This is a genomic window from Chitinophaga sancti (assembly GCF_034424315.1).
GTDB classification, from domain to species: domain Bacteria; phylum Bacteroidota; class Bacteroidia; order Chitinophagales; family Chitinophagaceae; genus Chitinophaga; species Chitinophaga sancti.
On record NZ_CP139972.1, the window covers coordinates 1,419,077 to 1,433,707 of the forward strand.

Consider the following 14,631-nt stretch of genomic DNA (forward strand, 5'->3'; position numbering starts at 1 on the left):
CATCCAAAGAGTAAAAGTCAGTAACTGATTCATCTATACGTAATTAGGCTTTGGGAATTTTCTAGTGCTACTTTAATACGCATAATTTGATTGGGTTGCTTGTTAATGCTGGGTTTGAGGGGGGAATGTTATTCCTGGGCGATGCAAAGCTGTTCATTATCAGTTGAATAATAATAAATCCTTTGTGGGCAGGGCATCTATTGGTGCCGGATAGGGGATGCTGGTTGGATGAAGCGGAGGTGAAATTAGTGGCTGAGCGGCAGGGGCTGCGAAACAGTTTTTTGGGCAAAGACAGCAAATACAATTTGATAGTGGAAAGATTTTTTCCAGGTGTTTTTTCGTAGATTAATATTGTAAGTATCAGAAAAGGATAAACGATTTTTAGTTTAATCCTGTTAACCGCAAAGCTACAAAACCCTTATCACACAAGCCTTTCATGAAGATTTTGACATTTAATTCTTAACAGAAATTAAATATTTTTGCATGGAGGTAATATATGCCGACAGGTCGGTATTTGGGGGCATCTATATTACCTTATTTAATGAGATTAATACTAACTGTGGGTTTAGATCCATCACGATCAAAAGCCCTGATCAAATTGTTAAACCATCGTATATGAAAAATAAACACAAAAAAGCTAAACCCAGATCGGTGATGGCTGAAATCGGAGCCGTTAAGAGAGCTTGCTCTATTGAGTTTCACAATGATCCAATAGGCTTCATTGAAAAGGTCAACGCTTTTGGTAAACAATATTGTGAAGAACATGGTTTCGAACGTATGGAATGTCCCGAATAATCTAAAAACTCCCGGCAACCCATAAAGCCTGGCAATACTGCCAGGCTTACGAAACTCTCTCAAATAAAACCAACTTGTATGCTAAACACTCTTTCTGCAAATCAATACTGAATTAGCCGTCAACCATATACATGCTGCAGGAGGTTCGCCCACAAAAAGGTTGACAACAGGCTGAGTAAGATCCCAATCCCAATAACCAGGTTCACCAACCGAAAATTCAGGTTAAACTGTTCCGCTACTACACTGGCTGTAATGAAGGTAGGCATCGCTGCTTCAAAGATGCTAATCTTTGCCACATCGCCCCATACACCTGTAATGATAGCCGCCCCTAATACCAATAAAGGAGCCAGTATGAGCTTGTACAACAACACCATGGATAACTGGCCCCGTTGTTTTTCCCAACCGTTGAACTTCAATTGCATACCGATGGAAAACAAGGCCAGCGGCGCTACCGTTCCTGCCAGTTTGGTAAAGAGCGGCTCCATGGGAGAAAGGTTGATAAAATGAGGTAATATCAGGGCTGACAGGCATCCTATGAATGGCGGGAACGTAAACAGCTTTTTCAGGATCATCTTTACCTCTACCTTCGCACCTGATTTACGATCCCCCTTGATGGCTGAAAAAATACCAACCGTTGACAGGACTATAAACATCACCTGGTCACAGATGATTGCAATACTCAGGTACTGTTCCCCGAAATAAGCAATGATGAGCGGAAACCCGATAAACGATGTATTACTATACCCACTCGCCAGTTCAAGGGTACTCCTGGAACGCTGTCCATAACGCCTGCGCCGTACATACAATGCTGTTAACAAGGTACTTCCTGCCCACACAATCACCGTCGAAGCCATGGGAAACAACATGGTCAGCGACCACTTAATAGTCGGTATATATTTCAGTGAAACAGCCGGAAGTGCGAGATACAGTAACCAGATATTGATGCCTTTATGCGCATCTGCAGGTAATATTTTTGCCTTTTGCATCGCCATGCCTGCCAGGATGCAGACAGCGATTAATATGAAATTGTCCATTCTGCTTAGTCGAAAAGTATACTGCAAAATTGGAAAACCCCTGCCGGGATTAACTTGCAAAAAAGCAGCATAAATTTGTAATTTTAAGCCATGAAGAAACTTCGGCAGTTTGATGCGCTGGTGATTGAGGTCTTTGTGAAAGAGCAATTTCATCAACCCTCTCATTCCCAGACTTATTATGAGATCGTCTATATCTTTACCGGTAGCGGCAGGCATTACCTGAACAACAGTGTCGTCGATTACCGGGCCAATGACTGGTTCCTGATCTCACCGGAGGATACTCACTACCTGGAAATAAAGCGAAAAACGCATTTTGGGGTCATTAAATTCACGGATAGCTACTTTAGTGAACGCAAACCATTAATGCCCAATTCCCTGCTTAAATTCCAGCCCGAAATGATGATGCGGAATAAGGCATTCAAAGAGATGCGCCTGACCATGGATGAGCTGTCACAACAAAACCTGTTACGCACCATCAAAACCCTCATCGAATCCAGGAACCGGAAGGAGGTCCTCTCCTCCCCCTACATCTTTTACCAGGTCCTCTCCCTCTTTGCCCTCTTCCAGCAGCAATGGGGCAATATGAATACCCAATACAACTGGAACAACGATAAGCAGGCGCTCATCTCCTTCATTCACCAGTACATCTACAACCCGGAAATGATCCAGGTAAAACACCTGTCACAGACCTTCAACATCTCCCCGCACTATTTCGGTAAATACTTCAAAAACAACTACGGTATTCCCTTCCGCGAGTACATCGACAACTACCGGATCAAGCTCATAGAAGGCAGAGTCGCAGCCGGCCTGACACAACGGCAAATTGCTGACGAATTCGGGTTTACTGACGAAAGCCATCTCTCCAATTATTTCAAAAAAAGGACAGCAACCACCTTCAGAAATTATAAAAGGGACCACCAATAATAATCCCCCTGCTTTGGGCAGATACCGTCCAAACTACCCGGATCACTGATCAATTCATCAAATACCCCACCCCTTCCCGCTTTTAGGTGTCTAAGCGGCCACTGGCTCCGCTTTAGCTTTTATTGGATACCATCATTAACGGTTCACTCTAAGTACACTAGTATATCAACTCAATATCCCTGGGATAATGAAGTGATATACTAGTGTACTTAGAGTGCCGGAATAATGTAAGTAACTGAGCGAGTTCGGAGCGGTTACTGAGCAGTATTATGCAGGAACGCTTTTTTACAGACCTCAGAGCAAAAATAGTAACGTTTGCCCTGGTATTCCACGAAGATATTTTTATCAATTGCTATCATTCCGCAGATTACGTCTGCATCTTTTTTATAATCCATGCCTGTGGGTGCCATTGGCCAGGGTTCTTCCCTTTTGGGGGTATACTGCATGGCCCGGGCAACCATCCCGGCTATCCGGTCGCCACTATACCGTGCCACCAGGTGCAGGGCACCATCGATCCCTGCCGTCACGCCGGCGCTTGTGAGAATGTTTCCATTATCTACATACCGCACGTCTTTGACCAGTGTAATGGCTGGGAAAGTGCTGGCAAAATCATCTGCCACAAAATAGTGGGTCGTTGCCTGCTGATGATCCAGCAAGCCTGCTGCCGCCAGTAACCAGGTGCCTGTGCCTACTGACAAAAGAACAGACACGCTATCCTGGTACTGCCTGATCATGGAAAGCAGGGTACTGTCGTGCCGGAGAGAATCAATGACAGCAAAGGAGGCTCCCGGCAGGATCAAAATATCCGGTTTTGGCAGCTGCCGGATACTGTAGTCGGGCTGGATACCGATATGCCCTTCTGTATACACCGTTCCGGGTTTGCAGGACGCTGTATACACCTGGTATTCTCCCCGTGTAATTTCCCTGGCTTTGGTAAATACATCTGCCGGGCCGGCAAAATCCTGCAAGGCCATACCCGGGTACAGCAATACCGCCACTTTCACGACCGGTGTTTGTGCAGATAGCACGTTTACTCCTGTAAACAGGAGACAAATTAATAAGAGGATTCGCATCATTTAAATTTAATCGTAAACGTTAGATGGGCTTAGCTTTGAACCGATCGGTTCAGTGTGTATCGTATTTGCATCGGGAGTCGGTTTCTATACTAAGAACATGTTTAAAAATAAATCGGCGGGAAATTAGTTAAAAACGAATCGAACAATTAGTTTGGATTTACCGGAAACAAACTATGAGACCGAAGTACAAATTATTGACCGATTCGCAATGGCAAAGTATAGAAAAACTATTAACAGACAAAAGAAAGCGTAAATATTGTCTTCGAAAGATATTTAATGCTATTCTATGGGTTTGCGGAACGGGTTGTCAATGGCGCAATTTAAGCAGCGAATTCCCTTACTGGCAGATCGTTTACTATTATTTTAACAAGTGGAAGGAAAATGGATTCTTTGAAAAGGTTATGAGTAAGGTTGTAAGAAAGGAACGAATGAGGCAGGGCCGAAATTATGCACCTTCTGCAGCAGCGATTGATAGCCAGCGTATAAAAAGAAGTCCATCTATAAATATTGAAACAGGCATTGATGGCGGAAAGCATATTAATGGACGAAAAAGGCACCTGGCGGTGGATAGCCAGGGCTTACCAATAGCAATCAGCGTCAGTGCAGCAGATATTCATGACTTAGTAGGTGGATTTGACATATTGTGGAGAATAGAAAAAAATAGTTCAGGAATGAAGCTTATTCGTACTGACATGGCCTAAAGGGGTGAATTTAGTGATACTGTTGAAAAGTACTATAAATGGCATATAGAAATAACTCAGAAACCGCCGACAGTAAAAGGTTTTGTTCCATAGGTAGGTGGCAGGTTGAACGATCATTCGCGTGGCTGAATTTTTTCAGAAGGTTAGATAAGGATCATGAAAGGCTACCTGAATCATCTGTTGCATTCATCCAGGTAGCTTTCATTAATATCCTTCTAAAATGAGTCGTTCGGAATTTTAAACATGTTCTTAGCTTCAGTTATTATTGTTAATCCATTTCTTCTTCAAGCTTTTCAACACGCTTTAAAAGCAGCTCCATCTGCCCTTTCTGATAGTCGTTCTGTTCTTTTTGAAGTTTAAGCTCTTTATCCTTTTCTATCAGGTACAGGGTCAGCTCTTCGATTTTCTTTAAAAGCTTTGCTTGTACATCTCCAAGATCCACTCCATTTTCTTTGGCCTCGGTTGCAGACGGAATATCGGGAAGATGCCCGTGGCTGGTTATAAAAGTTTCCAGTTCAGGAAGTGAAGGTTTTGTATATTCCGGCGAGAAAACGTAGTCTGGCCAATTGTTGATTTCGACTTTGATTGCTTTTGCGCGGATTTTGCCGTTGACAGAGAGCTTTTCGCCGGGAGCACTGATTCCGATACCGACATTCCCGCCGGCAGTGATCCGCATTTTTTCGGTATTATCTCCCGTGTTGAAGCCAAGAAATCCTCCAGCCTTAGCGTCTCCACGATAAAAGTTTATCGAACTGTTTTGTTCTCCATAAAATGAATGTTCAATAGCAAAACTCTTTATATCACCCGAACCCTGAGTGTTATAACCCCTTACTCCAAGAAAGGTACCCTCTCCCTCAGAATTTCCTTCTGACAACCTTCCTAGTACAATCCCAAGCTTTTGGTCGTTAATAAATGTACCGATGTCCAACGCAGCCTTTGGCTGGAGGGTTCCTACTCCTATATTACCGGAATCACCGATTCGCAGTCTTGGAATTATATTGCCGGAAGACGGCTGATTATTAGTAAAAAAGTCCATACGCGTCTCGTATGAGCCACCTCTGGAAAACACAATTGCAGCTCCCCCGCCTCCCCCGCTTTGATACGTTATTGCATTTTGACTTTCGTTTGCCATTGTACCATTGATAGTTAATCCTTTTAGTAAATTGATATTACCGGGAATTGAGGAACCAAAAAAAGATGGGGCTATGGCTTCAAAAGAGGCAGCAGTTATGCCGGTTGTTGTATCCGACCCGTTCTTTGTCACATCCTGCAATGTCTGAGCATTTAGCGAAAGTATTGCGAATGCTTGAATTAAAACAAAATAAACAAATTTCTTCACCATGATATACGGGATATAATTAATAACGTTATGGGTCCTAACTCACACCTGTCCAAAATGAAATGAGGAAATAGGGGAAAAGGAGGAGGTTGTTTACCGAAAAAACGGTATGTTTTAATCGCGAAACAAAAACAGAGAACCTCCGTGATAAAAGTAAGTCTATTCAGCCGGATATTGGCACATCTTCCGAGAGAAAAATTCGATACATTAGTGAAGCAACATCAGAGCGATAAATACAGCAAAGGAATAAAGAGCTGGACACATCTGGTAAGTATGTTGTTCTGCCAGATCGCCGGGGCAGGATCAGTACGGGATATCAGCCATGGGCTACGAAGTATCACGGGCAATATGCATCATCCTGGGATATCGGGGGTACCGTGCAAATCAAGCCTGTCCAACATCAATCAACACCGGGGATATGAAGTATTCAAGGATTATTATTATGTTTTGCCGGACCATCTGATAAGCCGTCACAGCTTTGCCCGTAATAGCCTTAAACGACTCAAAAGAAAGATCTACCTGATAAAACCAAATGAGTGACTGCCAGCCATGTACCATGTTATGAATGATAAGAATCACTTAAAGAGAAGATTGTGAACATAAAATATCAGTGCGGGCTGTCTTAATCTCACATTTGAAACAGACCTACGATAAAATACAATTAAAATGGATTACTCTAAGAGCCAGATCATTGAAGAGATCAACAAACTGATACCTGAGCACAACTTCAAGCAAGAGCAGATTATAACTTCCGGGGGAAACTACTATGGCTGGGTAAGGGAGCGAATCGTATGGGATACACAGGTGATCATCAATGCGGTAAAATGTAATGAGCAGGCACTGCCTGATATGGAGAAGAAAATAACATTTCAGTTAGAACAGGAATTCAGGTCTATTATCAAGGTCGAGCCAATATTTTATCCTTATTCCAACCTGGAACTGATGGAAGGTATTGTGAATGGCGTGGTAGCACATTATGGTGTAAGTGCATTGGTGGGAGATATACTGCAGGATAAATCCTGTAAAGACGGCGGAAAAACTGCAGGGTATATTGTACTGACTGCTGTAAGGTTTCCAAGGATTGCCTGATATCCCGGGCAACTACTGAATACCGGAGCGTGTCTCAAAAGGAAGCTGAAAGCTTTGATCCTTTATCATTCATAATTTTGCGCCAACAGTTACCTGAACTCAATCCAGGTAAAATTTGCTTTTGAGACAGCTTTTTATTTATATGACAGGTTTATTAAGTTGGCCGTCACTTTTCTCCATCAGGTTTAAAAAACTGGCAGATAAAGGAATGTTTGCTATACCTATCGCCTTGTTTGTGAATACCCCTTGTTCATCCCGCTTTACTTTCCGTATATTACTGTTGGTACTGAAATCAGGTAGTCTCCTTTTATTTTAAGGGTAAAAAGTTCTCCTTCCCATTTGAATGATTAAAATCTTTCAATGTATGCATTACAAATGCACCCAGGGAATCTGGTGCTTGCTTATATTGTTCATACAGTTCTTCTGTAGCTTCCCGCTTTAATTATTGCGGTAAGCACCCACTGAAAACAACGGTAAACGCATTTGAACATCATTCTGGGATCCTAATGGCAAGCGATCAATAAGGCAAAGGTCTGTAACCTCCCGTTTTAGTTATGGGATTGATATACAAGTTTTATACAGCATGCTAAATGCTAATCCGATTAGCATTTTCTATTTGATTTCATCATTTTTTAGGGGTAGAGTGATAATAAATGTTGTTCCGATGTCCAGTGCACTATCTACTTTTATTGTTCCTCCTAATCTTTTTACATGCTTTTTAGTCAGGCTTAAACCTATTCCCGAGCATTCCTGATGAGGGTTAGAAGTCGTTACAAAGGGATCGAATATACGATCTATCATTACTTTGTTTATTCCTTTTCCCTGATCCTCCACGGTAAGTATTAGTATGTCGTTGTTAGTCTTTGCATGTAGCTTGACGGAGTCAAACCTATTTTTTGAGAACTTGATTCCATTGGAAAGCTGGTTCATTACAATCTGTATTATCACTGTTCTGTTAGAATATATTGTGTGAGGAACTTCGTTATCTAACGATAATTCCAGTTTTATATCTATCGCGTAATCTCTTTTGGTCAATATAAGAATGATATTTTCTAAGCATTCATGAAGGTTGAATGATTTTAAATCCTGTGCTATCTTCTCTTCATCGTCAAACTTTGGGAATTGTAGCGCATACTCAAGATAGGCCCGTAGCAATTCGCTGGATTTATGTATTAGCGGTATTAACTTTTCCCTCGTATCTGCATCACATTTAGGATGTACTAACGCTTCACAAAGTCCGTATATAATATTAAGTGGATGCCGCATTTCGTGAGTTGTTTCTCTGTCGTACATTACTTTACTATTAATGATCTTAGCTAATCTTTGATTATCTCTATTAAGTATATTGTACAAGATTATATAAAGTATAGAATGAGAAAGCACTAATGCTTCTTTAACAATTAATGATTCTAACGAAGTAGTATAGTCGTATGTCCATCCTGTATATATCGCATAACAGATAAGCAAAGCCATACTAGTGTTTCGTTAAATATCAAATGACGTAAATATAATGTATATTTGAAGAAATATTTCCAGAGATGATACGCTATACCGTTAAATTAACAAAGAGTGAAGTTGAAGAATTACACAGCATAATAAATAAAGGTTCACATACTTCTCAAACCTTTCGTATGGCTTATATTCTATTAAATTGTGATGAGGGGAAGTACTCGGAAAAAGTGACCAACGAGCAAATAAGTAAAGTCTTGAAAGTTGGGATGCGCACAATAGATCGGGTTAAGAAGAAATTTATTGAAGAAGGCTTTGAAGGGGTATTAGAAAGACGGCCTTCAAATCGTATTTACGAGTCTAAAGTGGATGGAGATATAGAAGCGAAGTTAGTCACATTATGCTGTAGTGAGCCACCTAAGGGATTTGCTAGATGGTCATTACGGCTCCTGGCAGACAAGATGGTTGAATTAAAGTATGTCGAAAAGATCTCTCATGTAACAGTAAGAAAGGTCTTAAAAAAAATGAACTTAAGCCCTGGAAATCAAAAGGGTGGGTAATCCCACCGCATTGTAATAGCGAATTTGTGGCAAAGATGGAGAACGTGTTAGATGTATATAAAAGGCCTTATAATGCTGATTATCCTGTTATTTGCATGGATGAGTCGCCAAAACAGTTAGTCGATGAAGTGAGACAATCAGTTGCCATGAAGCCTGGTCAGGAAAGAAGAGTAGATTACGAGTACGTTAGACATGGCATGGTAAATATATTTATAGCAAATGAACCATTGAAAGGGAAGCGTTTTGTGGAGGTAACAGCATTCAAAGCCAGAAAGGATTGGGCAATGTTTATTAAAGAAATCGCAGATAAGAAATATCCCAAAGCGAAAAAGATAACCCTGGTGATGGATAATTTAAAAACGCACACGGGTGCTGCATTTTATGAGACCTTTGAACCCAAAGAAGCAAAAAGGCTGTGTGACAGATTTGAATTCATCTATACCCCAAAACATGGAAGCTGGTTAAATATGGCCGAAATAGAATTGCACGTATTGAATGGACAATGCCTGAACAGGCATATATCTACAATCGAGAAGGTAAAAGAAGAGGTCACTGAATGGCAAACTAATCGAAACAATAAGAACAGCCAAATAAACTGGCAATTCACAAACAAAGAAGCAAGAGTGAAGTTAAAAAGATTGTATCCGTCAATTAATAATTAACCTAACACTAGTAATGAACAATAGCTTCCTGATGTTTCTGGATGTACGGATTTTATTTAGAGTATGTTTAAAAACTAATTCTACTTATTTTAGAAGTATACTAATGAATGCTACCTGGATGAAAGCCACAGATGATTCAGGTAGCCTTTCATAATCCTTCGACAATCTTCTGAAGTTATTGAGCCAAGCGAATGATCGTTCAACCTGCCATCTACCTTTCTGTGGCACAAAACCCCTTACTGTCGGCGGTTTCTGAGTTATTTCCATCTTCCATTTGTAATAATTCTCAACCATATCGCTAAACTCTCCCTGGTATGCTTTATCTGTACGAATCAGTTTCATTCTATGACTAACCTTTTCAATTTTCCACAGCAAATCAAAACCGCCAATTGAGTCATGAATATTTGCGCCGCTGACACTTATCGCAATTGGTAATCCTAAGCTATCAACAGCAAGATGCCTTTTTCGACCATTGATATGCTTACCGCCATCGATCCCGGTTTCTATACTTACGAATCCAGTTTTCTTTATACTTTGGCTATCGATAGCACTGACAGATGGTGCATAATTTCGCCCCTGATCTATCCGCTCTTTTCTAACCATTTTTAACATCACCTGTTCCAGCACACCTGCTTTTTTCCATTTATTGAAATAATAGTAAACTATCTGCCAGTAAGGGAAATCACTGCTTAGATTACGCCATTGACTACCTGTTCTGCAAATCCATAATATAGCATTGAAGATAGTTCGAAGGCTATATTTACGCTTTCTTTTGTCCGTTAATATTTTTTCTATACTTTTCCAGTGCGAATCGGTCAATAATGTGAACTTCGTTCTCATAGTTTGTTTTGTGGTAAATCCAAACTAATTGATCGATTCGTACTTTCCTAATTTTAGCCCATCAGAATTTTAAACATACTCTTAGCATCTTTTTTGTTTTGGGCGTTCCCCTTCGGGTCGGGCTTTCCGCAGTAGATGGTACTTTGCTGCAATCCCTAACGCGGAAATATTCTAACTGGCATCTATTCTATGATACAATTATAGCTCCATCAGTATTTCGACATATATTGAGGCCAACTAATTTCCGTATTATCGTCAGCGCTTCCTCTAATGAAATATCTTGGGGAAGATATCCAGTTATTCTGTATTGACTAATAGATAGACTATGAAAAACATGAGTAGTTTGGTATCTCATACTTATATGACTCATAACCACTCCCAATGTCTCATTCTTAAAATAATATGTTGGGTATTTTGCAAATATATCAGAAGTGAAACGAGTATGTTTAGACTGATAGGGGAAGCGGGAAAAAAGTTGATTTCGGATAGTTATATCCTCGTTTTTTAGGAATATAGTTGAAAGCGGAATTGAAACTAGGATCGTAATTACCAACAGTACAAAAGACAGACAAATAACCTGTGGTTTGGAAAGGGGTATAAAAAATGGTTTAACAGTTAATGATAAGCCTGCCATTTCCGTGTGTTGCTTTCGACAACTAACAGGTGTTTCAAAGTAACGATCAACTTTTTACATATTATATTTTGCAAATGTTTATCTTAGTTCCGTTTTTGCATTTTTTTTCACTTGTCAAAAAGCACTATATTGCTATTATAGAAAAGAAAATTCATCACGGTAAGAATATTGGACGTTTCCGGCAAATGCTGGGGATGAAGCAGGATTTGCTAGCCTCAATAATGGATGATGACTGGACGCAGATGAAAATCTCTCGTTTAGAAGGGAAGGAAGAAATTGAGGATGGAATCTTGGACGAAGTGGCAAGAGCATTAAAGATACCGGTTGATGCGATCAAGAATTTTTATGAAGAAGCGGCGATAAACATCGTGGCGAATACATTTAATGATGAGGCGGTTGCTTATGTTGAGAATTACAAGTGCAGCTTTAATCCGGTTGATAAAGTAATTGAATTGTTTGAACGCCTACTTGCAAGTGAAAAGGAGAAAACAGACTTGATGAAAGAGATATTACATAAGATGAAGTAATAAATCGTAGGAACAGGCCCCGGTCTGTTCGTTTTCGTGATCTAGTTAGCCGTTGTCGTGTCTCCTGACTTGATGAAGGTATTTTCGATGCCGTCCTAATTAAAGACGGCTTCTTTATTCTGAAATAATTTCATTAAATACTTTTATATGAAAAATTATTTTGTAGCTAAATTCAGAGTTCTTGTAGATGGGAAAGATCACTCTCTGGAGACCGTTAGCGGAGCAGGATATGACCCCAATGTTGCAAAAAGATCGGCCGAAGAAAGAGTTAGGAAAGAAAATCCCGGCAAACAGGTAGCGGCAGTATTGGTTGAGAAAGTTGATATGGATTTGGAGGAATATAAAAAGGCAATCGGTGGTACTCCACCTTGGTTAGGTGGTTCCAGAAATGAAGAATAAATCATGTTCCTCAAACTTCTCGCCACTGTCTTGTCTTCTGATTGACAACTAAGAAAACGGTAGGTTAAAAACCGGCGAGGCATAAGTTTACAATCCATCAATAATAGATCGCATGACAACAACTGAAATTGTCACATTATCAGGTATCGGACTAACTTTCTTTGTTGGAGTTTTTAACCTCATAATTACCTTCAGAAATGTCCGAAAGACCGCCTTTATTAATTCAGTGACATCGTCAAGAATTAAGTATATTCAAGAATTACGTGCAAGCATTTCTAAATTTTGTGGACTTGCCCATAGCTATGCTAATAAAATTTACAAGTTAGAATATAAAGAGGTTTGGGAGTTACATAAAGAGGCGGATAATTTAAGATTTCTTATTCGCCTTTACTTAAATCCAGAAGACGAATATTGGGACAATAAAATCATTAACCTCATTGACGAAATCTTGTTGAAATCTGACAAAGACCCAACGGAGCCTATTAACGAACTTATTAAAATTACTCAATATTTATTAAAATTGGAATGGGAAGGCGCCAAAAGAGAAAGTGAAATTGGAATAATTTCAGATATTGAGAAGAAGGAACTTTATAACAAGTATGTAGAACGACATAAAAAAGCCGCCTTAAAAAATGAAAATAGATAGTTATGATGACTTGGGAAGAGTTTCGAAAAACAAGAGAATTTATTGAGGGAAAGTCATTGGCGCTAATGAAACACGAAACAAAAGATGCTGCTAAGACAGGCTTTCCAATAAATAACTACTCAAAGTATTTAATAAACGGAAGAACATTCTATTGTATTAAATCCAATGTGTTTAAGGCAATTATTGAAGACTACTATTTCCAAGCTCATAAAAAATTTCCTGAAAAATTTGAAACTGGAAATGCGCTAGATGTAATAGACGCTATCTATCTTATGGAGCCAACATTTGATCTGGAAAGGTTTATTGATTTTTTGAAAAACGAACAGTTTGCCTATATCATTGAAAGCAAAGATGGGGAAATAGCAAATAAAATATTAAGAATAGATCTATTTAGGCAGCTTGATACTAATAAAGAAGGAAAGATGGAATTTACGGGTGGTATATTTCATACGTTCAAGCACTTTTCAATCGACAATTTGAATTTATCGACTGGAAAAGACATTCACAACATTCAGTATCCAGAGCAAATAATACATTTAGCAGCAGAAGCTTTCTTCATAGCTGAAGGAACTCATGAAAACCCGAAAAAACTTGTTTCAAAAATAGATTTGGATGACAAATACCGACTGAAATTTGTATTCTATTTAGAAGAAAACACACAGGTATATTTTATAAAAACAATACATAAGGAGCCGAAATAACATACGCATTAGCCCCAAACAGTTTTACGAAAGCCCAGGCTTAAAACCCGCCGAGACAAAAAATTACGCAAAACTATGATACAATTAACATAAAGTAATTAACGATATGCTTAATCAGGAAGATCGGTTGAACTTAGCTTTGGGATTGATCCGCACCGCTTACAATGACTATATTGCCGCACGAGTGTTATTAAATAGGAATTATACATTACAGGGTGTTATACTTTCTAGTACGGCTATTGAAAAATATTTCAAGGCATTAATCGTATTCCATTCAGGTAAGATCAAACCTGCACATTTCGATAAGTTTGATCAAATCAAAAAAGCAGTTGAAGAAATTGGCTATAATGTGCTAATTGAAAAAATGGATCCTCGTTTTATAGAAATACTTACAAAAGTTTATCCTCTTAGATATTATGATAATATTAAATCGCCCACTTCGATTGGCTTTTTTAAGAATCAATTCTTAGGAGAGTTGGATCAGGCTATTTTCTGGTTCGATAAAACACTTATTCCTTCTGATGATAAAGGAACCGTACTTTCTCCCGTGATTCGTGACTTCCGTAACAAAAATCCTGATCTGCTTGAAAATAACTGGGTTGCTCAAAATCCTGTTGACAAAAAGCGATTTATGGAAATCAATTGTGAAGGCTTCGCTATATATATACATCCAAGAAATCTGTTTTCGGAAATCAATGTTTCGAGCGTGAAATTGACAATTCCCTACGATGGCACAATGCATCTTATTAACGTTAATTAAAAAAAGCACTTGAACTGTTTGGTCCGAATGCGCCTTCCAGCCGTTGTCGTGTCTTTTGACCGACAACCAAGGTCTACCTATGCGGCAGGTTAAAAACCCGCCGGGACCCGACGAAAAAGGGCCAAAAAAATTTCAGGTTTAAATCCGCCCAAACAGAACTGCTTAAAAAATTCATTTTATACATATTCTCTTTCATTAATTCCGATACCACAATCTATATCAGATAAAATATTATAAAATCGGTTTAGATTTTTTTAGATCGTCTAAAAAATTATAATAATGGGGGAAAATCTATTGTTTGTCTTGCAAAATCTACCTAGGCGCAGACTAATTATGGAATATAATTCATAACTAGCTTTGGAGTCAACTACCAATTCATTGGATTTCATTTTTCTCGATTCGTTATTTATTTCTCATAATGATGGTATTCAATATATTATATAATAATGGTTTATTGATACATTCTATTTTTTTATCTTGTATAAAATTTAAATA

18 protein-coding genes are annotated in these 14,631 nt (G+C 39.1%); 12 read left to right on the forward strand and 6 right to left on the reverse strand.

Going from position 1 to position 14,631, the window contains the following annotated elements:
* Nucleotides 1-615 precede the first annotated feature (615 nt).
* Nucleotides 616-795, forward strand: a complete 180-nt coding sequence (locus U0033_RS05175; protein ID WP_143150837.1) for a hypothetical protein — start codon at nt 616-618, stop codon at nt 793-795.
* 119 nt (nt 796-914) lie between these two features.
* On the opposite strand, the gene U0033_RS05180 is transcribed toward U0033_RS05175, so the two are convergent.
* Complete coding sequence (locus U0033_RS05180) at nt 915-1,829, reverse strand: AEC family transporter (protein ID WP_072363649.1); 915 nt, start codon at nt 1,827-1,829, stop codon at nt 915-917.
* A 90-nt stretch (nt 1,830-1,919) separates the two neighbouring features.
* Between U0033_RS05180 and U0033_RS05185 the strand changes: the two genes are divergently transcribed.
* On the forward strand, nt 1,920-2,753 hold the full coding sequence (locus U0033_RS05185; RefSeq protein ID WP_072363648.1) for an AraC family transcriptional regulator: 834 nt from the start codon (nt 1,920-1,922) through the stop codon (nt 2,751-2,753).
* Between the two features lie 254 nt (nt 2,754-3,007).
* On the opposite strand, the gene U0033_RS05190 is transcribed toward U0033_RS05185, so the two are convergent.
* A complete protein-coding gene (locus tag U0033_RS05190) occupies nt 3,008-3,829 on the reverse strand; it encodes a DJ-1/PfpI family protein (protein ID WP_083571711.1) in 822 nt (273 codons plus the stop codon).
* Nucleotides 3,830-4,002: 173 nt separating this feature from the next.
* Here U0033_RS05190 and U0033_RS05195 point away from each other — a divergent pair, with 173 nt between their 5' ends.
* Both U0033_RS05195 and U0033_RS33230 read left to right on the forward strand, forming a co-directional pair.
* On the forward strand, nt 4,003-4,530 hold the full coding sequence (locus tag U0033_RS05195) for an IS5 family transposase (protein WP_083571710.1): 528 nt from the start codon (nt 4,003-4,005) through the stop codon (nt 4,528-4,530).
* 38 nt (nt 4,531-4,568) lie between these two features.
* Nucleotides 4,569-4,754 carry a transposase gene (locus U0033_RS33230; RefSeq protein ID WP_083571709.1) on the forward strand — a complete coding sequence of 62 codons (186 nt, stop codon included), beginning with the start codon at nt 4,569-4,571 and terminating at the stop codon, nt 4,752-4,754.
* 44 nt (nt 4,755-4,798) lie between these two features.
* Here U0033_RS33230 and U0033_RS05200 read toward each other — a convergent pair whose 3' ends face one another.
* On the reverse strand, nt 4,799-5,872 hold the full coding sequence (locus U0033_RS05200) for a hypothetical protein (protein ID WP_072363646.1): 1,074 nt from the start codon (nt 5,870-5,872) through the stop codon (nt 4,799-4,801).
* Nucleotides 5,873-6,013: 141 nt separating this feature from the next.
* On the opposite strand from U0033_RS05200, the gene U0033_RS05205 reads away from it, so the two are divergent.
* Both U0033_RS05205 and U0033_RS05210 read left to right on the forward strand, forming a co-directional pair.
* Nucleotides 6,014-6,409: a DUF4372 domain-containing protein gene (locus tag U0033_RS05205; protein ID WP_072363645.1), complete on the forward strand. Its 396-nt coding sequence runs from the start codon at nt 6,014-6,016 to the stop codon at nt 6,407-6,409.
* Between the two features lie 126 nt (nt 6,410-6,535).
* On the forward strand, nt 6,536-6,958 hold the full coding sequence (locus U0033_RS05210; protein WP_072363644.1) for a hypothetical protein: 423 nt from the start codon (nt 6,536-6,538) through the stop codon (nt 6,956-6,958).
* A 612-nt stretch (nt 6,959-7,570) separates the two neighbouring features.
* Here U0033_RS05210 and U0033_RS05215 read toward each other — a convergent pair.
* On the reverse strand, nt 7,571-8,431 hold the full coding sequence (locus tag U0033_RS05215) for a sensor histidine kinase (protein ID WP_072363643.1): 861 nt from the start codon (nt 8,429-8,431) through the stop codon (nt 7,571-7,573).
* Between the two features lie 65 nt (nt 8,432-8,496).
* Between U0033_RS05215 and U0033_RS05220 the strand changes: the two genes are divergently transcribed.
* Nucleotides 8,497-9,629 (forward strand): IS630 family transposase gene (locus U0033_RS05220; RefSeq protein ID WP_322518493.1). Its coding sequence is split into 2 segments (ribosomal slippage): nt 8,497-8,920 and nt 8,920-9,629, totalling 1,134 coding nucleotides; the frame shifts between segments, so codons are not numbered across the junction.
* Between the two features lie 84 nt (nt 9,630-9,713).
* Here the strand turns inward: U0033_RS05220 and U0033_RS05225 are convergent.
* Together U0033_RS05225 and U0033_RS33235 are read right to left on the reverse strand one after the other, a co-directional pair.
* Nucleotides 9,714-10,469: an IS5 family transposase gene (locus U0033_RS05225; RefSeq protein WP_322518492.1), complete on the reverse strand. Its 756-nt coding sequence runs from the start codon at nt 10,467-10,469 to the stop codon at nt 9,714-9,716.
* Nucleotides 10,470-10,656: 187 nt separating this feature from the next.
* Entirely contained in the window at nt 10,657-11,103 is a 447-nt protein-coding gene (locus tag U0033_RS33235; protein ID WP_072365877.1) for a FecR domain-containing protein, read from the reverse strand.
* Nucleotides 11,104-11,177: 74 nt separating this feature from the next.
* On the opposite strand from U0033_RS33235, the gene U0033_RS05230 reads away from it, so the two are divergent.
* From U0033_RS05230 to U0033_RS05250, 5 genes are all read left to right on the forward strand, one after another.
* On the forward strand, nt 11,178-11,630 hold the full coding sequence (locus U0033_RS05230) for an XRE family transcriptional regulator (RefSeq protein ID WP_245801879.1): 453 nt from the start codon (nt 11,178-11,180) through the stop codon (nt 11,628-11,630).
* Between the two features lie 147 nt (nt 11,631-11,777).
* Nucleotides 11,778-12,029: a hypothetical protein gene (locus tag U0033_RS05235; RefSeq protein ID WP_072365879.1), complete on the forward strand. Its 252-nt coding sequence runs from the start codon at nt 11,778-11,780 to the stop codon at nt 12,027-12,029.
* Nucleotides 12,030-12,141: 112 nt separating this feature from the next.
* Complete coding sequence (locus tag U0033_RS05240) at nt 12,142-12,675, forward strand: 6TM ABC transporter family protein (RefSeq protein ID WP_072365881.1); 534 nt, start codon at nt 12,142-12,144, stop codon at nt 12,673-12,675.
* A 2-nt stretch (nt 12,676-12,677) separates the two neighbouring features.
* Nucleotides 12,678-13,376 carry a hypothetical protein gene (locus U0033_RS05245; protein WP_072365883.1) on the forward strand — a complete coding sequence of 233 codons (699 nt, stop codon included), beginning with the start codon at nt 12,678-12,680 and terminating at the stop codon, nt 13,374-13,376.
* A 106-nt stretch (nt 13,377-13,482) separates the two neighbouring features.
* A complete protein-coding gene (locus tag U0033_RS05250; RefSeq protein ID WP_072365885.1) occupies nt 13,483-14,136 on the forward strand; it encodes a HEPN domain-containing protein in 654 nt (217 codons plus the stop codon).
* Nucleotides 14,137-14,631 lie beyond the last annotated feature (495 nt).